This window comes from Pseudomonas karstica (assembly GCF_009707515.1).
GTDB lineage: Bacteria > Pseudomonadota > Gammaproteobacteria > Pseudomonadales > Pseudomonadaceae > Aquipseudomonas > Aquipseudomonas karstica.
Genome location: NZ_WLYI01000020.1, coordinates 87223 through 108845, shown reverse-complemented (window position 1 = coordinate 108845; position 21623 = coordinate 87223). Strand labels below are relative to the sequence as shown.

Below are 21623 nucleotides of genomic sequence, written 5' to 3'. Positions count from 1 at the left end.
ATGGAGTACCTGTATGCGAATCGGACTGGTTGGATACGGCCACGGTGGCCGTTTTTTTCATGCGCCGCTGATTGCCTGCCTGCCAGGGGCGACCTTTGTCGGGGTGGTCACTCGCTCGCCGGAACGCCGCGAGCTGCTGGCGGCCGAGCACCCTGGGGTAAAGGCGTTCGATAACATCGGCCAGATCGTCGAGGCCGGCATCGATGCCCTGGTAATTTCCACCACCCTGGAGGGGCGCCCGGCCCTGGTGCTGGAAGCCATCGGGCACGGTGTGGCAGTGGTCAGCGACAAACCCTTCGCCAGCGACGCTGCCGAGGCTTTTGAATTGATTGCCGCAGCCGAGCGCCAGGGTGTGTTGCTCAGCGTCTACCAGAACCGGCGTTGGGATTCGGACTTTCTCACCCTGCGCAAACTGATCGACAGCGGTGCCCTGGGCACCATCACCCGCTTTGAGTCCCGAGTGGAGCGCTACAGCCCAACATCTGTGGGCAATGCCAGCGGCGGCGGGTTTCTGCGGGACCTGGGCAGCCATCTGGTGGATCAGGCGATGCAGTTGTTCGGCCCGGTGAGTCGGGTCTTCGCGCAGTTGCAGTACACCGTCGAACACCCGGACGTCGACCATGGCTTCTTTGTCTCCTTGACCCACGGCAACGGTGTGATCTCCCATCTGTGGGGCAGTGCTCTGCAAAACAGCCAGGCGCCACGCTTGCGGGTCAATGGCAGCCAGGGCTGCTACACCGTCGAAGGCCTGGATGGCCAGGAAGAAGCACTGATGTCTGGCTTTACCCCGAAAACCGAGGGTGAACACTGGGGCGCGGAAGAACACCGGCGCTGGGGCTGGTTCGAGCAAGGCTCGGAACGTGAGCGGGTGCCGTCGGAAAAAGGCCGCTGGAACCAGTTCTACCAGCAGTTGCAAAGTGCCGTTCAGGGCCATGGCCCACTGCCGGTGGAGGCGCGTGATGCTTTGGCGACCACCCGAGTACTGGACGCCGCACGGCTGAGTTCCAAGCGTCAGCAAGTGGTGGAAATGACCGCGATTGAGACCTATGAAAGCAAAATAGAATAAAATTCTAAAATAGGTTGATATGGAAATTATTTTCCAATAAAGTCATTTCCAGGTTGCCGAAAGTGCCGTCCGATCCGTCTTCCAGATGTTGCGGGCGACTCAACAAAAACAAGATCAAAAACAACCAGGTACCGTCAGATGAAAATCTTCAACGCTGTACTACGAGTTTTACGTTCTGCCTCTCTTTCCCGCAATGTGCCCCGGGCACGACCGCTGTATTTCTCCTTCCTTAATGTCCTGTGTGTCGAAAGCAAGGGTTCCCTGGTGTGCTGCATCCCGGGGGCGCCGATCGTTCGCCTGCCTTCGTCGCAATCATCGATCTGATAAACGCTACGTCCAAAAAACCAACAAGAAATTGGAGACAGACCGTTCATGAAGACCAAGATCCGTTTCGCTTCGCTTGCCTTGTCCCTGATGCTCGCCAGCGGTACCGCCCTGGCCGATATCAAGATCGGCGTAAGCATGTCGCAGTTTGACGACACCTGGCTGACTTACCTGCGCGAGGATATGGATAAGCAAGCCAAGTCCTATCCCAAGGCGGATGGTGTGCAGTTGCAATTCGAAGACGCTCGCGCTGATGTGGTCAAGCAGCTCAGTCAGGTCGAAAACTTCATCAGCCAGAAAGTCGATGCCATTGTGGTCAACCCGGTGGACACGGCCTCCACGGACAGGATCACCAAGGCAGCAGTTGCCGCCGGTATTCCACTGATCTATGTCAATCGCCGCCCGGATCAGACCGACCTGCCCAAGGGAGTCGTCACCGTGACCTCCAATGATGTCGAGGCCGGGAAGCTGCAAATGCAGTACCTCGCTGAGAAGATGGGCGGCAAAGGCAAGATCGTAATTCTGCTGGGGGACCTTGCTAACAACTCGACGACCAACCGCACCAACGGTGTAAAAGAAGTCCTGGCCAAGTACCCGGATATCAAGATTGAACAGGAACAGACGGGAATCTGGTTGCGGGACAAGGGCATGACCCTGGTCAACGACTGGTTGACCCAGGGCCGTGAATTTAATGCGGTCATTGCCAATAACGATGAAATGGCCATCGGTGCCGCCATGGCCCTGAAAACCGCCGGTGTCGAAAAAGGCAGTGTGCTGATCGGCGGAGTGGATGGCACGCCCGACGGTTTGAATGCGATCACCAAGGGCGATATGGCTGTCTCGGTGTTCCAGGATGCCAACGGCCAGGCTATCGGCTCGGTGGACGCGGCGGTGAAAATGGCCAAGAAGGAAGCGGTCGAGCAGAACGTGGTTGTGCCGTTTCAACTGATCACCCCTGAAAACGTCAAAGACTTCAAGTAGCCCTTAATAACAACAATAAGCCAGCAGGGCAGCCACTGTGTCCTGCTGATGGAGTACCCGATATGTTCGCTCAAGCGACTGCTTCCCAGGCCCCGTTGACCGGTACCCAGCCCGCGGAGCGTGAAGAACCCTACTTGCTGGAAATCGCCAACATCAGCAAAGGTTTTCCCGGCGTCGTAGCCTTGGACGATGTGCAACTGCGGGTGCGTCCGGGGTCAGTCCTGGCGCTGATGGGCGAAAATGGTGCGGGCAAGTCGACGCTGATGAAAATCATCGCTGGCATCTACCAGCCGGACGCTGGTGAAATCCGCCTTCGGGGCAAACCGATCACTTTTGATACGCCCCTGGCGGCGCTGCAGGCCGGTATCGCGATGATCCACCAGGAACTCAACCTGATGCCCCATATGAGCATCGCCGAGAACATCTGGATCGGTCGTGAACAGCTCAACAGCCTGCACATGGTCAATCACCGGGAAATGCATCGTTGTACCGCGCAGTTACTGGAGCGTTTGCGCATCAACCTTGATCCAGAGGAGCAGGTCGGCAACCTGAGCATCGCCGAGCGGCAGATGGTGGAAATTGCCAAGGCGGTGTCTTACGACTCCGACATCCTGATCATGGACGAACCCACCTCGGCCATTACCGACAAGGAAGTGGCCCACCTGTTTTCGATCATTGCCGACCTGAAATCCCAGGGCAAAGGCATCATCTACATCACCCATAAGATGAATGAAGTGTTTGCCATTGCCGATGAAGTCGCGGTGTTCCGTGACGGCGCCTATATCGGCCTGCAACGGGCCGATAGCATGGACAGCGACAGCCTGATTTCGATGATGGTGGGGCGTGAGCTGAACCAGTTGTTCCCTGTGCGGGAAAAACCTATCGGCGATTTGCTGTTGTCGGTACGCGACCTGCGTCTCGACGGGGTGTTCCAGGGCGTCTCCTTTGACCTGCACGCCGGGGAGATCCTCGGCATTGCCGGGCTCATGGGCTCGGGCCGCACCAATGTCGCAGAAACCATCTTTGGCATCACCCCCAGCAGCGGTGGAGAGATCAAGCTCGACGGCCAGGTGGTGCGTATCAGCGACCCGCACATGGCCATTGAGAAAGGGTTCGCGCTGTTGACCGAGGACCGCAAGCTCAGCGGCCTGTTCCCCTGCCTGTCGGTGCTGGAAAACATGGAGATGGCCGTGCTGCCGCATTATTCGGGCAATGGCTTTATCCAGCAAAAGGCCCTGCGGGCCTTGTGCGAAGACATGTGCCAGAAACTACGGGTGAAAACCCCGTCCCTTGAGCAGTGCATCGATACCTTGTCTGGCGGTAATCAACAGAAGGCCTTGCTGGCCCGTTGGCTGATGACCAACCCGCGATTGCTGATCCTCGATGAGCCGACCCGTGGCATCGATGTCGGTGCCAAGGCCGAGATCTATCGGTTGATTTCCTACCTGGCCAGCGAAGGCATGGCGGTGATCATGATTTCTTCGGAGCTGCCGGAAGTCCTGGGCATGAGCGATCGGGTGATGGTCATGCACGAAGGCGATCTGATGGGCACCTTGGACCAGGCTGATGCGACCCAGGAAAAAGTCATGCAACTGGCTTCCGGTATGACGGCGGTCCACTAACGAATAGAAAGCACTGGCCTGCGATTGGCGTGTGCAACGTGATAAAAAAGGTGAGTGGTTATGAACGCGATACTGGAAAGCAAACCCGAGGAAAAGAAGCCCGCCACGGCGCCGGTCAAGAGCCGTAGACGCTTCCCGACCGAGCTGAGTATTTTTCTGGTGCTGATTGGCATCGGCCTGGTGTTCGAGGTGTTCGGTTGGATCGTTCGCGATCAAAGTTTCTTGATGAACTCCCAGCGGCTGGTGCTGATGATCCTGCAAGTGTCGATTATCGGCCTGCTGGCGATCGGCGTGACGCAGGTGATCATTACCACCGGCATCGATCTCTCTTCGGGCTCGGTATTGGCGCTGTCGGCAATGATCGCCGCCAGCCTGGCGCAGACTTCCGACTTTTCCCGGGCCGTGTTCCCGTCCCTGACCGATTTGCCGGTATGGATACCGGTGGTGGTAGGGCTGGGCGTGGGGCTGTTGGCGGGGGCGGTCAACGGTAGCATCATCGCGATTACCGGTATCCCGCCATTTATTGCCACCCTCGGCATGATGGTCTCGGCCCGTGGCCTGGCGCGGTATTACACCGAAGGCCAGCCGGTGAGCATGTTGTCGGATTCCTATACCGCTATCGGTCATGGTGCGATGCCAGTGATCATCTTCCTGGTGGTGGCGGTGATTTTCCATATCGCCCTGCGCTACACCAAGTACGGCAAGTACACCTACGCCATCGGCGGCAATATGCAGGCAGCGCGGACCTCGGGGATCAACGTCAAGCGGCACCTGATCATCGTCTACAGCATCGCCGGTCTGCTGGCGGGCCTGGCCGGGGTGGTGGCGTCGGCACGGGCAGCCACGGGACAGGCCGGGATGGGTATGTCTTATGAACTGGATGCGATTGCCGCGGCGGTGATCGGCGGTACCAGTCTGGCAGGCGGGGTAGGGCGCATTACCGGCACTGTGATCGGCGCGTTGATTCTCGGGGTGATGGCCAGCGGGTTTACCTTTGTCGGGGTGGATGCGTATATCCAGGACATCATCAAGGGATTGATTATCGTGGTGGCGGTGGTGATCGATCAGTATCGCAATAAGCGCAAGCTCAAGCGCTAATCCAACAGCTGCAAGCCTCAAGCTGTAAGCCGCAAGTGATAGGTGGCCTACAGCTTGTCGCTTTGCAGCTTGTCGCGTATAGCTGCTTGATTGAATTTCTTGCTATAAACACACTCCGATGACCATTCGCCGAGCCCGTCCTGGTGTTTTTGGGGGTTATCTTGGAAAAATTGCCTGTCTTTTCAGTTGCTGCGCCTTCAAGTCGGCCTTAGACTGCCGCCCCTCGTAAATTGAGTGCCGGGTGGCGCTTGGAATGGACGGCGCCTATCCGAGACCTGCAAGGGTCGGCCGGAATGCTCCCTTATTCGCCTTAATGCACGTATTTTTTATAGAGAAATCAATGACAAAGGAAAAGTTGCTGGCCATGCCGGCGGATGACTACATGAATGCCGAACAGCACGCTTTTTTCGATAAGTTGCTGCAAGACATGAAAGTGGAACACCACGAGCGCATTGAACAGAACCGTATCGCCATTGAAAGCCTGGATACTCCGGCTGACCCGGCTGATGCTGCTTCCGTTGAAGAAGAACGCACTTGGTTGGTGAATGCCATCGACCGTGACCAGCGTATGTTGCCGCAACTTGAGCAAGCCCTGGGCCGCATCAAGGAAGACTCCTTCGGCTGGTGCGATGACAGCGGTGAGCCTATCGGTCTCAAGCGCCTGCTGATCAGCCCGACCACCAAGTACTGCATCGAAGCCCAAGAGCGCCACGAGCAAATCGACAAGCACCAGCGACAGGCCTGATAGGGAAGCGTTGTGGCGAAGGCACAAGCCCCTCTCGCCACAGCGGCCAAAAACAGCCGGCGTCGATTGAATTGTTACAAATAATGCAATGAAGCTATTCCCAGGTTAGCTTTTTCCAATTGGATGAAACCAGTAGGATGAGCAATATTGTTAGCAAGCTAACTAATCTCCTGGGAAATCTCCATGCAAAACAAAGTCGATGTCGCCGTGATGATTGGCAGTGGTGTACCCGCTACCCTGCGCGCGCTGGGTCAGAAGGCCTGCTGGGTGGTGCTGCTCAACGGTGAGCAGCGGGGCACAGCCTTCGCCAGCCGTGATGAAGCCGAAGAGTGCAGGGCGGCCTGGGAAGCGTTGTTGTGCCTAGAGCAATCAGACAGCCTGCATTGACTCCGGAGCGAGGGGATTCCTGCAGGCGCACGTTGAGCCCGATCTGATTGTCAGGAGGTCAACGCTCCCGAGTCGACGGCGTCCTTAAGCGCTTTTGCGGCGTCTTTTGCAGCGACTGCGGCCGCGTCTACGGTTTTGAACCAGCGATCCTTTTCCACCTGGTGAGTTGTGACAGTGGTCAATGGTGCTTTGGCTCGCATCACAATTACAGCCTGGAATTCACCCTCTACTTCCCTGGCTTCGCCATGGATGAAAAATTCGCCTATATCAAATTCCGTCACGTAAAGCCTTCCCTTGGAGGTAATTGCGCTGATGAAGCCTGCCTCCCAAGGGGCAAACTGCATGGACGGAGAAGTATGGCAGTTGTTGTGAGCTGGCGGCGCAGTAAAGTCATCGATGTGACGAAACGACCCTATTGGCGTTCAGTGCGTAAAGGGTAGTTTCCAATTCCTTGGCCAGGGCGCAGGCCTGGTTATGATCACTGCGAAAGCCTTTGATTCGGCCACTGGGGACTTCCAGGATATGAAAAAAATTCCTGCCGGCGGGTACAACCCGATAGAGCGCCGAATACAGGCACCCATCACCGGTATACAGGTTGTAGAATGGCCTCGAGTCCGCAACGGATGGAGTGGTAGGCGACAGCGCAGCGTCGTGTTGAAGTTGAAGTAATGGCATCGTCAGCTCCCGTCGATCGGTCTTGTTGACCCGCCTGCAGTATTTCGAGTGGTTTTGACTGGTGTTGCTGTTTTAGTATTGTCGTCAGCAGCTGACGTCTGGTTCCACCCAGCGGGTTTCCTTTTGTGTTGGCTGTCGGAATTCTTCTTTTTTAAATGGGTTATTCTCTGAAGCTGGGCCACCAGTATTCTCTGGGGGTTGAACCTGTGATCTCCTGCGACGCCTGACGACCTCAAGGTGCGCTGGACATGCCTGTACGAGCCTTGCGGTGCAGCAGTAGAGGTCTTCTTCAGTTTTCGGTTTCTTGTTGTGTGAACGTGCCGTATCGGCCGCTTTCTTGTGCTGCCCGCCCGGGCGGGCAGCACCTTTCTTGATGTGGGGGCGTTTCCTTGGCAGTTAGTAACCTGGATATGCACGCGTTGTTTGTGTTGGGTGATTTGCGTGCAAAGTTGGTCAAGCAGTTTCAATCTCGTTTTGTCTACATCACCGAGCAGACGCCTGAAGGTATCTACATCGCCGAGATCGATACCGAAGCGGCACTGGTGGTAGACGATAAACCACGCCTGGAACTCAAGGTGGGCGATCATTTTCGCGCTGCAGTACTGCCCAGCCGGGAAGGCGGAAAGTTCGAACTGAAGTTTCGCGATATCAAGTTGACGGTATATGGCTTGGGTGACTATGCCTTTGTTTCCTCAGCCGAAGGCCAGGGGGTCGTGTTCAAGGAAGGCCATAGCGTCATGCTGGTATTCGCCGCCAACGAACAACTCCAGGAAGGCCTGACCAAAACCTTGAAAGCCGTTACCGGCAAGGCTGCCAAGTGGCGCAAGGGCGAACTCGTGACCTTCAAGGCCAGTGAGTAATGAGCCTGGACCGGGCCCAGTTCCATCAACAGCACCTCGCGCAGGCCCAGGCCACGGCCGCCGAGCTGTTTGCCCGTAAATCCGGGTTGCAGGGCGCCTGGTTAAACTGGGTTGCCAGCCAATTGTATGGGCTTCGACCCGCCGAGTACGCCAGCATGGTGCGCCGGGAATTGCAGCGCTTGCACAATCCGCCGTAAACCCCTGATACCCATGTTCACCGGAACCTCTACTACAGTTGAGTTGACTTAAGTATTTCAAAGGCTTCGCGGTGTTACAGCAAAGCCGCCCGCTATTGCTGTGTAAACACGAGGTGCGAAGGCATGAGAGGATTTCGAACGTTGTTGGCGGCGTCCCTGACGGCGCTGGGGTTGTCAGCAGCTCCATTGCCGGTATCGGCCGCCGAGGCGCCCATTCATTTCGCTGACTTGAACTGGGAAAGCGGCAGCCTGATTACCGAGGTCCTGCGGCTGATCGTCGAAAAGGGCTATGACTTGCCCACCGATACCTTGCCCGGAACCACTATCACCCTGGAAACCGCCCTGGCTAAAAACGATATTCAGGTGATTGGTGAAGAGTGGGCGGGGCGCAGTCCGGTGTGGATCAAGGCCGAGGCCGAGGGCAAGGTGGTGGGCCTGGGGGATATCGTCAAGGGCGCCACTGAAGGCTGGTGGGTTCCGGAATATGTGGTCAAGGGTGACCCGGCCAAAGGTATCAAGCCATTGGCCCCCGAACTGAAAAACGTGAAGGACCTGGCGCGTTACAAGGATGTGTTCACGGATCCGGAAGCCCCCGGCAAGGGCCGTTTCCTCAACAGCCCGATTGGCTGGACCTCGGAAATCGTCAATAAGCAGAAGCTCAAGGCCTATGGACTGGACGACAGTTATGTGAATTTTCGCAGTGGCTCGGGCGCCGCACTGGATGCCGAGATTGCTTCCTCGATCCGCCGTGGCAAGCCGATCCTGTTTTACTACTGGTCGCCCACGCCGCTGATGGGCCGCTACAAGCTGATCCAGCTGGAAGAACCACCGTTCGATGCCCAAGCCTGGAAAACCCTGACCGACCCCGATAACCCCAACCCAAAACCGACCCGGTCCCTGGCATCCAGGCTGAGTATCGGGGTGTCGGCGCCGTTCCAGAAAGAACATCCGCAGATCACCGCGTTTTTCGCCAAGGTTGATTTCCCGATCGAACCGTTGAATCAGGCCTTGGCCGAGATGAGTGAAAAACACACGCCGCCGCGTGAAGTGGCACAAGCGTTTCTCAAGGCTCATCCGCAGGTATGGAAAGCTTGGCTGACCGAGGATGTGGCGCAGAAGGTCGAGGCGAGTCTGTAGGAGCAAGCTCGCTCCTACAGTAAGGCGTGTGTGGGCTCAGAATCGGGTCTGCACCGCCACCTCAAACGTCCTCGGCGACCCGAGGTAATACGCGGGTGACACATGGGCGAACTCGGCATATACCTCATTGGTCAAGTTGCGCACGCGACCGGTCACGCGGGTATGCTGATCTACGTTGTACGCCAGAAACGCCCCCAGCAAGGTATACGCCGGTACCGTCAGCGTATTGGCATTATCGGCATACACCGACGCCACATACCGCGCATCCATGCCGCCTTGCCAGTGCGGCGAAAAGTCGTAAGTCAGCCATAGGTTGCCCACCCGTTTTGGCACATTGGTGGGTGTGTTGCCCTTGCGCGATACCACCGCGCCACTGGCGATTTTCTCATTGAAGTCTTCGTACTTGGCATCGACCCAGGCGAAATTACCTTCGGCCAGCAGCTTGGGCGTGATCCGCAAGGAACTGGCCAGCTCAATACCCCTGGACGTTTGTGCGCCTACCGGAATGCTGCGGGTGGGATCCAGAGGGTCGGTCACGGCGAAATCCCTGCGCTCGATCTTGTAGGCCGCGACAGTGGCTGAGCCCCGACCATCCAGGTAATCGAACTTGCTGCCCACTTCCCATTGCTTGCCAGTGGACACATCGAATACCTGGGTGGTGCTCGAGGGCTGCTCGGCGGCGGTGCTGTATTGCACATAGGCATTCGCTGAGGGGATGAACTGATACGTCAGGCCAACCCGACCGGTGACTGGTTCCCAGCGGCTTTTGAAGTGTCGCGGATTGCTGGCGGTCACTGTGCGGTGGTTGGTCACGTCCAGGTCAATGGCGTCATAACGCAGGCCAGTGAGCAACGACAACGTGTCGGTCAGCCCCAGACGGTTTTCCACGAACAGCGCCTTGGTGGTGACTTCATTGGTTTTGTCCTTGGTGAAGCCGGGTTGGGTGCCGGGAATGTCATAGAAGTGCCCCGGATCATAGTGGTTTGGGTCCACGGTGCTTTTGCCAGTCACGTTCAACGGGTGATTGGTGGTGCTATTGACCTTGTACTCGAAACCACCGGACCAGGTGGTGGCCAGGCCGAAGAGGGTGTCCTCGTGGCGCAGTTCGAACTGGCTACCGTTCTGTTGGCCCTGATGGCGTACCTGATACGCGGTGGAGCGATTCACCGCGCTGTTGTCGGCGTTGTACTGGTAGGTCTCCAGGTTGCGATAGTCGCGCTGGCTCTCCAGGTGGTAGAGGGTGTTACGCAGGCTGGTGCTGTCATTGATCCGGTAGTCGATGATCGACCGTGCCCAGATTGTGCGCTGCTCGTAGCGACCGTCGGCAACGTTGTAGTTGTTGAATCGGTTGTGCTTGTCGATCTTCAGTTCGCCGGCCTTGGGGTTCCGCACCGGCGTGCCCCAGTAGGGGCTGTCCTCGTGTTCATCCTGATACTCCAGGGCCAGGGTGTGGGTCAGGTTGGGCGTGAGGTCGCTGAGCAGGGAAAAGGCCAGGCTCCAGGCCTCGCGCTGCTGGCGGTCGATCCAGGTGTGATGGGTGTTACGGCTCACATCCAGGCGCGCGTAATGCTGAACCTCGGCCCCGGGTTCGGTCAGGGCATGATTGAGGCCGAAGGCAATACTGGTGGTGTCATAGCTGCCGTAGGTGAGCTGGCCTTCGGCGGCCCGCTCTTCACGGGTGGCCAGCTTGGTCACGTAGTTCAGTGAGCCGCCGACGGAACCGGCGCCGTTGATCAGGGAGGAGGGGCCGCCGACTAATTCCACTCGGTCATAGATCCAGGCATCCACCGGCCGCGCTAGCCCGCTGGAGACATTGATACCGTTGAACATCTGGGTGATCTGGCTGCTGGTAAACCCACGATAGGAGACAAACCCACCAAACCCTGGCGGAGCACTGGCGTTGACCCCCGGCAGGGTGTTGGCGGCGTCCCGGAAAGTCTTGGCGCCGTGGCGCTCGATGTCGTTGCGGTTGGCGATGCTGATGGACGCCGGGGTTTCCCGCACGCTCAGCCCCAGCCGCGAAGCCATGCCGCTGGATTGATCCAGGGTCAGGCCCGGCTCGGGAGCTTGTTCGCCATCAATGGTGGTGGGCGCCAGCTCAATCGCCCAGGAGCCGACAGGCAGGCAGCCGAACAGGCTTGCCAACAGAGGTAAATGTTTCATGGGTGCATCCTGATAAACGGGGCTTGAAAGCAACGCACAGCCGCTCGTGTTCCCTAAGGAAACGGTGGTTTGTGCAGATCAAAAAGCGCAGGTATCAGACGTGGGCGGGAGGCGCACGCGGATTGGCCGCAGGCCAGGTGAAACGGGCAGGAATGTCAGCGCTGGCAACGATGGTTGGAGGCGGCGCATGGGGTTGCGGTAGCACCGCTACGCTAACGTTGGAGTTGAGCGCCGGGCCCATGCCACCGCTGGAACACAGCGGGCAACCGAAGGCCTTGGACAGCGTCGGCAGGGACTCATCGGTAGAATTGATCGGTGCCGGTGCCTGGGTGCGCGGGTCCACCGTACAGAACTGGCCACCGATGCCATTGAGCTGCATCCCGACCATCTGCCCGTGACCGATACTGCAGGCGAACACATTGAACAGGACGCAGCAGTAGAGCATCCAGGCAATGAGCGTGCGGTCGGTCCGGGCGAGTTTCATAGGCGGCACTTTACCATTAGCCGTCTGTAAATTGGCTGCAAAAAATCTCAGGAGGGCTATCCTCTTTCCCACTTTTTCAGGGATATCCAGCCATGAGCTTTGTCGTTGCGCGGTGGATTGTCGGGGTGTTTGCCTTTATCAGCGTGGTACATGTGTATTGGGCCATCGGGGGTAAATGGGGGAGTATGGCGGCGATTCCCCAATTGCCTGGCGAGTTCGCCAGTGGGCCGCGGCCAGCGTTCAAGACGTCGGCCTTGGGGACGTTTCTGGTGGCATTGGGGCTGGTGCTGATTGCGTTGCTGGTGTGTATGCGGGCGGGGTTGTACTTCGAGCCGGTGTCCCATAGTGCGTTGCAATGGGGGATCAGTGCGATTGCTCTAATCATGTTTGCCCGTGCGATCGGGGATTCGGAGCTGGTGGGGTTTTTCAAGAAAGTGGGAGGGTCGCGGTTTGCGCGCCTGGATACGTTATTTTACTCGCCGCTCTGTTTGGTGTTGGGGGCGGGGTTGCTGGTGGGAGCGTGGGGGTGAGGCCTGGGGTATCAGAGCCGACCGTCCCATTGCGGGACGGCCGGCTGACTGTCTTACCCTACTGGATATTCAGTGGGTTGCTGCCAAAAGTCCGTCGATGCCACTGTCGAGAAAACACCAGGAATATCTTCAGTGGTTTCGAACTGCGGTGAGCCCGCATACAGGTCCTCATCGAATACCGCGCTGGAAAGATCTAGAACAGCGTCGCCGAGCGGCGTGATGTCAGTTTCCTCTGCAAACAGATCGGAGCCTGTTTGTAGTAGGTCAAACAGCGACGGCAGGTCAGATTCCCCCTCGTTTGTGGCCATCTGAATCGCTTGTGTGGCAGCTTCCACCTGCAGCACAAATGGTTCTGAGCGCACTCCATCGGCTACTGCGGTGAATACATGCTCCCCAGGATTCAGAGCATCGTACTTGCTGGGTTGGAACGTCCAGTTACCCTGATCATCGACAAGGGCCGCGCCAGCATAACCATAGTTGTCGTATATAAAGATCGTTGCATCCGGCTCTCCGTGACCGCTGAATACCGGGCGAGGATCATCGATGAGCGCGCCACTGATTACGCTCCCGGTTTCAGCCCCTACGTTATCGAAAGCACTGTCGATCGTCGGTTTCGGCGTCTCAGGTACATTTTCCATATAGAGCACAAACGGTTCTGAGGTCACACCTGCGCCGACAAACGTGAATATGTGCTCACCCGGGCTCAGCCTATTGGCATGATTTGTATAGCTCCAGCTACCGTCCAGTGCCACTGGTATTTTGGCAATCGGCACCCCATTGTCATAGACATTGAGGTAGGTGGAGGGCTCACCTCGGCCCTGAAACGTCGGTCGGGCATCGTCGGTAGTGCTGCCGCTCACAAGCTCGCCCACCGTACCAATATTGTCGAATACACTATCGATCACCGGCTTGGCCGAGTCCGGTGCGCTGATGGTCAGCGTGAACGGATCGGAGGAGACGCCGGCGTTGACCACGGTGAACACGTGCTCGCCTTGGTTCAGCATCGGCACGTTGAACGACCAGTAACCGTCCGGGCTGCTATAAGTAGAGCCAATACGCATATCGCCGTTATAGATCACCACTTGGACGCCACCTTCTCCCTTGCCCTGCAAGAGCGGCGTGGCGTCATCGGTAGTGCCGCCATTGGCGATTTCGCCAGTGCTGCCAAAGTTGTCAAACACTGAATCAATCACCGGCTTGACCGAATTCGGTGCGCTGACGGTCAGCGTGAACGGATCGGACGAGATCGGGGTGCCGGCGGCCGTGGTACTGATCACGGTGAACACATGCTCGCCTTGGTTCAGCGTGGTCACGTTGAACGACCAGTAACCGTCCGGGCTGCTATAAGTAGAGCCGATACGGACGTCGCCGTTATAGATCACCACTTGGGCGCCACCTTCTCCCTTGCCCTGCAAGAGCGGAGTGGCGTCATCGGTGGTGCCGCCATTGGCGATTTCGCCAGTGCTGCCAAAGTTGTCAAACGCTGAATCGATCACCGGTTTGATAGCCGGTTCGGTGTCTGTCACGGTCAGCGTGAAGGGTTGTGATGCAATGCGATTCACGACCACGGTGAGTGTGTGTTCGCCTGGGGCAAGAGGGAGGGTGGTACTCAGCGTATAGCTGCCATCTGGCTGTACAAACGTGCTCCCTACGAGCGCGCTGCCGTTATACAGAAAAATCTGGGCGCCCGCCTCACCGTGGCCACGCAATGTTGGGGTGCGATCATCCGTTGTGCCGCCGTTGGCAATTTCACCGGTCTGCCCGACGTCGTCGAACACCACATCAATCACTGGTCGCGACGCTTCAGGAATGTCGATGGTCAATATGAACGGTGCGGATGTGTTACCTGCCGCGTCAACCACGGTTAACACATGCTCGCCTAGCTCGAACGCTCGTTCAGTGGGCACCTGTAACTGCCAGTCGCCATGCAAGTCCACATAAGCGGAGCCCAAAAAGTTGCCATTGTCGTAGAGCTTGATAAAAGTGCCGATCTCACTGCTCTGGCCTCTGATTGAAGGGCGCAAGTCGTCAGTGGTACCACCATTGCCGACAAAGCCAGTCTCACCTCCGGCGTCATCATAGACGCGATCGATGGTATGGGTTGCCAGTACAGCCGTTGAAGTGGCGCCTGCCAGTGATGCAGTACTGTCACCCCCAGCCGGGGTGTTGAGTGCGACTTGTAATGGTAGGTCGGACTCGTCGGAGGTGACGTCCGCTGCGGAAACATCATTGCCGAGGTCAGGGTTGGCTGATGCAGTGGCGACAGAAGAAAGATTGCTTATGTTGACCGAAATGTCTTGGCTGGCTTGGCCGTTCACGACGACGCTTAGAGTATGGCCATCTTGGCTAACGGCCTGTGCTGTCGTAAACGACCAGTTGCCGTTGGTATCTGATTGTGTTGACCCCACGAAACTGGTGAGGCTGTCGTAGATCTCCACCACCGCGTCGGCAGTGGTGGTACCGGTAAGTGTTAGATGGCCTTCGTCGGTAGTGCTTGCAAAAATCGGGGTGCTGGTAGATGCGTCCTGCATGTCACCGTCAGGGTCTTGAAAAGCATGGGTACTTGGGCTCGAGGTGGTTGCCTGGTTCAAAAAAACTGCATCAGTGGTGCTTTTTGATGCATCAGTCACATCTGCATTCTTTTTCTTTGAGTCCATAAAATATTAACGCCAATTAAAATTGAACAAATGAATAAAAAACTATGATCCCCCCGGATCACGAGTCCATTTCTGCACATTTATTCACTCGGAAAATTTAAGGCCTGTCTCAAAAGTACATAGGGATCTACACCCCCCTTGAGCTTGTCGAAAACCTGTAGCCGCTGGCGCAGCCTGCGATCGGCTGCGCAGCAGTCGCCTGGGCCTTGAGATTGCTTGAAGGTCCTGCGGCCCTTATCGCAGCCTCGTGCCTCGACAGCGGCTACAGGCGATCAGGTGATCAGGTGATCCCGGTTTTCGGCAGGCACCGGGGGGTTAAGCATCTTTCTGGCGCAGGCGTTTGTACAGGGTGTTGCGGCTGACACCCAGTTCCCGGGCGAGGTGGGAAATATTACCGCCCACCGCGTTCAGTCGGTGGTTGAGGTCCAGGCTATCGTCCAGCAGGTTGTTGGATGGCGTTGGGGCGGACAGGTTGAGGTCGACAAAAAAATCATCCGGCAAGTGCTTCACCCGCACGGGCTGGTCCTCGGCCATGGCCAATGCCACTTGCATCACACTGCTCACCTGACGCAAATTCCCCGGCCACGGGTGCTGCTCGAACAGCGTCAATACCTCTTGGCTGAGCCCGGCCCATTGGCTTGGCTCACGGTGTTGCGCCCACAGTTGCTTGAACAGAGCCTGTTTATCGCTGCGTTCGCGCAGCGGCGGCAACTCCAGGGTCAGGCCGCCGATGCGGTAATACAGGTCTTCGCGAAAGCGGCCGATCTGCACCTGTTCGCGCAGCGAGCGGTTGGTGGCCGAGATGATGCGCAAGTCCACCGGGAATACCTCGCTACTGCCCACCGGTTGCACACAACGCTCCTGTAGCACCCGCAGCAAACGGGCCTGGGTGGGCAGCGGCATGTCGCCAATCTCGTCGAGAAACAACGTGCCTTTGTCGGCCTTGCGGATCAAACCAATGCTGCCCTTTTGGTTGGCCCCGGTGAACGCGCCTTTTTCGTAGCCAAACAGTTCTGATTCCACCAGCTCGGCAGGAATCGCCGCACAGTTGACGGCGATAAACGCCTGTTGACTGCGGGAACTGGCCTGGTGCAACGCTTTGACGAAGACTTCTTTGCCGACACCGGTTTCGCCGTGGATCAGCAGTGGGATGTCTTTCTCCAGCAGACGCTCGGCCTGGCGCACGGCTTTCTCTACACGGCTGTCGCCAAAATGCAGGGTCTTGAGGCTGATAGTCGAGGGTATCGGCTCGGCCTTCTTCGGTTCGATAAACACCCGAGCCTGGACCGGCGCCTGCCTGGGCCGCTTCAACAGGCATTGGAAACGGCTGCGCCCAGCGGCCTGCAAGGAAAACGGCAGGCCTTCGGGTTGATTGAGCAGTTCCAGCAGTGAGACCTTGAACAGGTTGTCGATCATCACTTGCGACAAGCTGATACCCAGCAAATTGTCGGCGCGGCGGTTGGCCGACAACACCTGGCCGCTTTCATCGAAGATCAGCAGGCCGGCCCACTGGCTATCGAGGTTGCTCAGGCCAGTGTTGAAAGTCAGTTGGAAATGTTCACCGCGAAACAGGTTGAGGATCAGTCGGTTCTCAACCGTCTGGCTCATCATCTTGACCATGCCCAGGGTGTGGGAGGGCGGTAGGTAGCTGTCGCTGGACACATCCAGCACCGCGATGATTTCACGCTGGGCATCGAAGATCGGCGCAGCGGAACCGGTCATGAAGCGGTTGGCCTTGAGGAAATGTTCGTTGTGCTCGATATGCACGGCCTGGGCACAGGCCAGGGCGGTGCCAATAGCATTGGTACCGTTGGAGCGTTCCCGCCAACTGGCACCGGGACTGAAACCATGGGCCAGTTTCGGTTCAATAAAGCGCTGGGTGCCCCAGGAGGTCAGGACCTGGCCCTGATTGTCGGCGAGCATGATCAGGCAGTTGGAGTTGCTGAGAATGTTCTCGTAATAGGGCAGGACTTCCTGGTGGGTGGTTTGCACCAGGGAGTGCTGGCTTTCCAGCAGTTGGCTGATGCCCTCGGCAGGCAGTTGATCGAAGCTTGGCGTGCTCTGGTGATCCAGGCCGAAGGCCCGGCAGCGGTGCCAGGAGTCTTGGATAATGGTGTCGTGAGCCAGCAGTGGGGCAGGTGCGGCCATGGCGGTGACCTTCTGTTTTATTGTTGTTATGAGTGTTGTAGCCGCTGCCGAGGAGCGAGGCTGCGATGCCTGTCCGCAGGACCGCCCTCGGGGCTCGCTTCGTCGGAGTACCGCACCAAACTTATCGCAGCCTCGTTTTTGGGCAGCGGCTACAGGGTGTGGAATCCGAAAAAGTTCATTCAGTGTTGTTCAGAACTGTTCATTGTCAACCCGGCAGTTGTTCAATTGCTCAGAGGCGTGTGTTCATTTTTGTTCAGAGGCGAATACCTTTTTTACTCAACCCATTGACCCTCCTTGGTTTTTGGTTTTTGGCACGAAACTCGCTCTGATCTTTGGATAGAACAATTCCAATAATAAAAAGGTCGTGTCATGTCATTGACCCTGGAACATGTCACCCGCGTTATCGAAGGCCAGACCTGGATCGATGATATCAACCTGCGTTTCGAAGCCGGTTCCTTCAACGTCCTGTTGGGCCGCACCCTGTCCGGCAAGACCAGCCTGATGCGTTTGATGGCCGGTTTGGACAAACCCGACAGCGGGCGCATCCTGATGAACGGCGTCGACGTGAGCCAGCAGCCCGTGCGCCTGCGCAATGTGTCAATGGTCTATCAGCAATTTATCAACTACCCGACCATGACCGTATTCGAGAACATCGCCTCGCCGTTGCGTCAGGCCGGAGTCTCAACCGAGCTGATCCAGAGCAAGGTGCTTGAAACCGCGAAGATGCTGCGCATAGAGAAGCTCCTGCAGCGTCATCCCCTGGAGTTGTCCGGTGGGCAGCAACAGCGCACGGCCATGGCTCGGGCGCTGGTCAAGGATGCCGAGTTGATCCTGTTCGATGAGCCGCTGGTGAACCTGGACTACAAACTGCGGGAAGAACTGCGCCAGGAGATGCGTGAGTTGTTCAAGGCACGCCATACCATTGCCATCTATGCCACCACCGAACCCAACGAGGCCCTGGCCTTGGGGGGCACCACCACGATTCTCCACGAAGGCCGGATGATCCAAAGCGGCAAAGCTCCCGAGGTCTATCACCAGCCGCAGACCGTGCTGGCGGCCGAGCTGTTTTCCGAGCCGCCAATCAACCTGATGCCGGGGCGGATCAGCGGTAATGAAGTGAGTTTCGCCAATGATGTTCACTTCCCGCTGAATGTTGACCTGCGGCCTATCGGTGAAGGCGAGTTCCGTTTTGGCGTGCGCCCCAGCCATATCAGCCTGGTGCCCAGCAACGACGATGACCTGGAGCTGGCTGTGACGGTAGAGGTCGCGGAGATCAGTGGCTCGGAAACGTTTCTGCATGTGCGTAGTGAGCATTTCCTACTGGTTTTGCACTTGCCAGGGGTACACGAATACGACGTGGATGCGCCGATTCGCATCTATATCCCTACCCATAAGCTGTTTGTGTTCGATGGCCAGGGGCGTTTGGTCCAGGCCCCTGGACGACGCGTCGCGAGGGTTGCCTGATGGCCGAGATCCATTTGCAAAACCTGGCTCATAGCTACAGTCCTGCGCCAACAGGGTCTGAGGACTACGCCATTCGCGAAATGAACCACGTCTGGGAGCAGGGAGGGGCCTACGCCTTGCTCGGTCCCTCGGGCTGCGGCAAGTCCACCTTGCTCAATATCATCTCCGGCCTGCTCAGCCCGTCGCAAGGGCAGGTGTTGTTCGACGGCAAAGTGGTCAACGAACTGACTCCGGAAAAGCGCAACATCGCCCAGGTGTTTCAGTTCCCAGTGGTGTACGACACCATGACGGTGTTCGATAACCTGGCCTTCCCGCTGCGCAACCAAGGCATGGCCGAGGCGAAGATTCACAGCAAGGTGCAGGAAATTGCCGAGGTGCTTGACCTTCAGGCCCTGTTGAGCAAAAAGGCCCGTAACCTCACCGCCGATGAGAAACAGAAAGTTTCCATGGGGCGCGGGCTGGTGCGCGACGACGTCTCTGCGATCCTTTTCGACGAGCCGCTGACGGTGATCGATCCGCACCTGAAGTGGAAACTGCGGCGCAAGCTCAAGCAGATCCACGAGCAGTTCAACATCACCATGGTCTACGTCACTCACGATCAATTGGAAGCCTCGACCTTTGCCGACAAAATCGCCGTGATGTACGGCGGGCAAATCGTGCAGTTCGGTACGCCACGGCAGTTGTTCGAGCGACCGAGTCATACGTTTGTCGGCTATTTCATCGGCAGCCCAGGGATGAATCTGATTGAAGTGCAGGCAGAGGCCGGTGGCGTGAGGTTCGCGGGCACTCATCTGGCGTTATCCGAGGTGTTGCAGCAACGGATTGCGCAAACGGACTACAAGAAATTGCAGGTTGGCATACGACCAGAGTTTATCCATGCGTGGGACGAGCCCAATCCCGATGCGTTGCAGGCCGAGGTGCTCCATGTAGAAGACCTGGGTACCTACAAGATCGTGACCCTGAACCTCGACGGTGCGCCGTTGAAGGTGCGCCTGGCCGAAGACAAGCCGGTGCCGGAGGGCCGGGCGTCCATCAGTTTTCCCGCGCAATGGTTGATGGTCTATGCCGATGATTACCTGCTGGAGGTGCAGCCATGAACAAGGTGCAGAACAACAAGGCCTGGTGGCTGGTGTTGCCGGTGTTCCTGCTGGTGGCTTTCAGCGCGGTGATCCCGATGATGACCGTGGTCAACTATTCGGTGCAGGACATTTTCGACCAATCCAGTCGTTATTTCGTCGGTGTCGACTGGTATAAGCAGGTGCTGCTGGATCCGCGCCTGCATGACTCGCTGTTGCGCCAGTTCATTTATTCCGCCTGTGTGCTGTTGATCGAGATTCCGCTGGGCATCGCCATCGCCCTGACCATGCCCACCAAAGGCCGCTGGGCATCGCTGGTGTTGATTGTGATGGCGATTCCGCTGCTGATTCCATGGAACGTGGTCGGCACCATCTGGCAGATCTTCGGCCGCGCGGATATAGGCCTGTTGGGCTCAACCCTCAATGCCATGGGCATCAACTACAACTACGCGGCCAACACCATGGACGCCTGGGTCACGGTGCTGGTGATGGACGTCTGGCACTGGACCTCCCTGGTGGCACTCCTGTGCTACTCGGGACTACGGGCAATACCGGATGTGTACTACCAGGCGGCGCGCATTGATCGGGCATCTGCCTGGGCGGTATTCCGACATATTCAGTTGCCGAAGATGAAGAGTGTGCTGCTGATCGCGGTGATGCTGCGCTTCATGGACAGTTTTATGATCTACACCGAACCGTTTGTACTGACCGGGGGTGGGCCGGGGAATGCCACCACCTTCTTGAGCCAGACCTTGACTCAAATGGCGGTAGGGCAATTCGACCTTGGCCCGGCTGCGGCGTTTTCCCTGGTGTACTTCTTGATCATCCTATTGGTGTCCTGGCTGTTCTATACCGCCATGACCCATTCCGACGCCAATCGCTGAGGCCGCTCCCATGACCAAGCGCAAAGTGGTGCCCCTGCTGATCTACATCTTGTTCCTGCTGGTACCGATCTATTGGCTGCTGAACATGTCCTTCAAGAGCAACACCGAGATCCTTGGCGGGCTGACGCTGTTTCCCCAGGATTTCACCTTTGCCAACTACAAGGTGATTTTCACCGACCCCAGTTGGTACACCGGCTATCTCAACTCGCTGTACTACGTCAGCCTGAATACTGTGATTTCCCTGAGTGTGGCGCTGCCGGCGGCCTACGCGTTTTCCCGTTACCGCTTCCTGGGCGACAAGCATTTGTTCTTCTGGCTGCTGACCAACCGCATGGCACCGCCAGCGGTGTTTCTGCTGCCGTTTTTCCAGCTGTATTCGTCCATTGGCTTGTTCGATACCCATATTGCCGTGGCCCTGGCTCACTGTTTGTTCAACGTGCCTTTGGCGGTGTGGATCCTTGAAGGCTTCATGTCTGGGGTGCCCAAGGAGATTGACGAAACTGCCTACATCGACGGCTATAGTTTTCCCAAGTTTTTTGTGAAGATTTTTATCCCGTTGATTGGCTCGGGCATCGGCGTGACGGCGTTTTTCTGCTTCATGTTTTCCTGGGTTGAACTGCTGCTGGCGCGAACGCTGACCTCGGTGAATGCCAAGCCCATCGCTGCAGTGATGACGCGTACGGTGTCTGCGTCGGGCATCGACTGGGGAGTACTGGCAGCGGCCGGGGTACTGACCATCCTGCCGGGCATGCTGGTGATCTGGTTTGTTCGCAACCATGTGGCCAAGGGCTTTGCCCTGGGCCGGGTCTGAGGAATCGATGATGGAATGGATGGCCTGGACCACCCCGACTGCGCTGTTCTTTGCGGCCATTGCCTTGCTATTGGCGGGCATGACCACCTGGGAGTTGCGCTCGCCGAGTATCCCGCGGCGTGGTTTTTTACCGATCAGCACCACCCGTGGTGATCGCTTGTTTATCGGTCTTCTCGGAAGCGCTTACCTGCATCTGCTGGTAATCGGCGTAACCGGCTGGAGCATCTGGGTGGCGTCCGCGCTATCTGTGGTGTGGCTGTTGTCTGTGATGCGCTGGGGATAGTCATGGTCTTTGTAGGCGCGAGCAAGCTTTC

The 21623-nt window shown here is 57.5% G+C and carries 20 protein-coding genes; 15 read left to right on the top strand and 5 right to left on the bottom strand.

From position 1 onward, the window contains the following. Positions 1–13: 13 nt before the first annotated feature. The 6 genes from GIR22_RS15785 (at position 14) to GIR22_RS15760 (ending at position 6223) form a co-directional block, all read left to right on the top strand. The gene (locus GIR22_RS15785; RefSeq protein WP_154744233.1) at positions 14–1066 is read left to right on the top strand and encodes a Gfo/Idh/MocA family protein; all 1053 of its coding nucleotides are present in this window, start codon (positions 14–16) and stop codon (positions 1064–1066) included. Between the two features lie 372 nt (positions 1067–1438). Then, a complete protein-coding gene (locus GIR22_RS15780; RefSeq protein WP_154744232.1) occupies positions 1439–2371 on the top strand; it encodes a sugar ABC transporter substrate-binding protein in 933 nt (310 codons plus the stop codon). A 62-nt stretch (positions 2372–2433) separates the two neighbouring features. After that, positions 2434–3993, top strand: coding sequence for a sugar ABC transporter ATP-binding protein (locus tag GIR22_RS15775; protein ID WP_154744231.1), 1560 nt, complete (start codon positions 2434–2436; stop codon positions 3991–3993). A gap of 60 nt (positions 3994–4053) precedes the next feature. Next, positions 4054–5091 carry an ABC transporter permease gene (locus GIR22_RS15770; RefSeq protein WP_154744230.1) on the top strand — a complete coding sequence of 346 codons (1038 nt, stop codon included), beginning with the start codon at positions 4054–4056 and terminating at the stop codon, positions 5089–5091. A 340-nt stretch (positions 5092–5431) separates the two neighbouring features. Next, positions 5432–5836: a TraR/DksA family transcriptional regulator gene (locus tag GIR22_RS15765; protein WP_154744229.1), complete on the top strand. Its 405-nt coding sequence runs from the start codon at positions 5432–5434 to the stop codon at positions 5834–5836. Positions 5837–6019: 183 nt separating this feature from the next. Next, positions 6020–6223 carry a hypothetical protein gene (locus GIR22_RS15760; protein ID WP_154744228.1) on the top strand — a complete coding sequence of 68 codons (204 nt, stop codon included), beginning with the start codon at positions 6020–6022 and terminating at the stop codon, positions 6221–6223. Between the two features lie 50 nt (positions 6224–6273). Here GIR22_RS15760 and GIR22_RS15755 read toward each other — a convergent pair whose 3' ends face one another. Further along, the gene (locus GIR22_RS15755; protein ID WP_178122285.1) at positions 6274–6504 is read right to left on the bottom strand and encodes a hypothetical protein; all 231 of its coding nucleotides are present in this window, start codon (positions 6502–6504) and stop codon (positions 6274–6276) included. Positions 6505–7308: 804 nt separating this feature from the next. Here GIR22_RS15755 and GIR22_RS15750 point away from each other — a divergent pair. The 3 genes from GIR22_RS15750 to GIR22_RS15740 all read left to right on the top strand — a co-directional run bounded on the left by GIR22_RS15750 (position 7309) and on the right by GIR22_RS15740 (position 9092). Next, the gene (locus GIR22_RS15750) at positions 7309–7758 is read left to right on the top strand and encodes a hypothetical protein (protein WP_178122288.1); all 450 of its coding nucleotides are present in this window, start codon (positions 7309–7311) and stop codon (positions 7756–7758) included. After that, on the top strand, positions 7758–7955 hold the full coding sequence (locus GIR22_RS15745; protein ID WP_154744225.1) for a hypothetical protein: 198 nt from the start codon (positions 7758–7760) through the stop codon (positions 7953–7955). The genes GIR22_RS15750 and GIR22_RS15745 overlap by 1 nt, the downstream gene beginning before the upstream one ends. Before the next feature lie 123 nt (positions 7956–8078). Continuing rightward, entirely contained in the window at positions 8079–9092 is a 1014-nt protein-coding gene (locus GIR22_RS15740) for an ABC transporter substrate-binding protein (RefSeq protein WP_154744224.1), read from the top strand. 36 nt (positions 9093–9128) lie between these two features. Here the strand turns inward: GIR22_RS15740 and GIR22_RS15735 are convergent, their stop codons facing one another. Together GIR22_RS15735 and GIR22_RS15730 are read right to left on the bottom strand one after the other, a co-directional pair. Then, positions 9129–11255: a TonB-dependent receptor gene (locus GIR22_RS15735; RefSeq protein ID WP_154744223.1), complete on the bottom strand. Its 2127-nt coding sequence runs from the start codon at positions 11253–11255 to the stop codon at positions 9129–9131. A 94-nt stretch (positions 11256–11349) separates the two neighbouring features. Continuing rightward, entirely contained in the window at positions 11350–11739 is a 390-nt protein-coding gene (locus GIR22_RS15730) for a DUF2946 domain-containing protein (RefSeq protein ID WP_154744222.1), read from the bottom strand. A gap of 92 nt (positions 11740–11831) precedes the next feature. On the opposite strand from GIR22_RS15730, the gene GIR22_RS15725 reads away from it, so the two are divergent. Next, on the top strand, positions 11832–12269 hold the full coding sequence (locus GIR22_RS15725; protein WP_154744221.1) for a DUF3995 domain-containing protein: 438 nt from the start codon (positions 11832–11834) through the stop codon (positions 12267–12269). Positions 12270–12322: 53 nt separating this feature from the next. On the opposite strand, the gene GIR22_RS15720 is transcribed toward GIR22_RS15725, so the two are convergent. Both GIR22_RS15720 and GIR22_RS15715 read right to left on the bottom strand, forming a co-directional pair. Beyond that, the gene (locus GIR22_RS15720) at positions 12323–14926 is read right to left on the bottom strand and encodes an Ig-like domain-containing protein (RefSeq protein WP_154744220.1); all 2604 of its coding nucleotides are present in this window, start codon (positions 14924–14926) and stop codon (positions 12323–12325) included. Between the two features lie 315 nt (positions 14927–15241). Further along, positions 15242–17074, bottom strand: a complete 1833-nt coding sequence (locus GIR22_RS15715) for a sigma-54-dependent Fis family transcriptional regulator (protein WP_154744219.1) — start codon at positions 17072–17074, stop codon at positions 15242–15244. Between the two features lie 369 nt (positions 17075–17443). Here GIR22_RS15715 and GIR22_RS15710 point away from each other — a divergent pair, with 369 nt between their 5' ends. The 5 genes from GIR22_RS15710 to GIR22_RS15690 are packed head-to-tail and all read left to right on the top strand — an operon-like array spanning position 17444 to position 21592. After that, the gene (locus tag GIR22_RS15710; protein WP_154744218.1) at positions 17444–18538 is read left to right on the top strand and encodes an ABC transporter ATP-binding protein; all 1095 of its coding nucleotides are present in this window, start codon (positions 17444–17446) and stop codon (positions 18536–18538) included. Continuing rightward, positions 18538–19635 carry an ABC transporter ATP-binding protein gene (locus GIR22_RS15705; RefSeq protein ID WP_154744217.1) on the top strand — a complete coding sequence of 366 codons (1098 nt, stop codon included), beginning with the start codon at positions 18538–18540 and terminating at the stop codon, positions 19633–19635. Before GIR22_RS15710 ends, GIR22_RS15705 begins: the two co-directional genes overlap by 1 nt. Continuing rightward, entirely contained in the window at positions 19632–20498 is an 867-nt protein-coding gene (locus tag GIR22_RS15700; RefSeq protein WP_154744216.1) for a carbohydrate ABC transporter permease, read from the top strand. The genes GIR22_RS15705 and GIR22_RS15700 overlap by 4 nt, the downstream gene beginning before the upstream one ends. A 10-nt stretch (positions 20499–20508) precedes the next feature. After that, the gene (locus GIR22_RS15695; RefSeq protein WP_154744215.1) at positions 20509–21309 is read left to right on the top strand and encodes a carbohydrate ABC transporter permease; all 801 of its coding nucleotides are present in this window, start codon (positions 20509–20511) and stop codon (positions 21307–21309) included. Positions 21310–21319: 10 nt separating this feature from the next. Then, entirely contained in the window at positions 21320–21592 is a 273-nt protein-coding gene (locus GIR22_RS15690; RefSeq protein ID WP_154744214.1) for a DUF2160 domain-containing protein, read from the top strand. Positions 21593–21623: the final 31 nt, after the last annotated feature.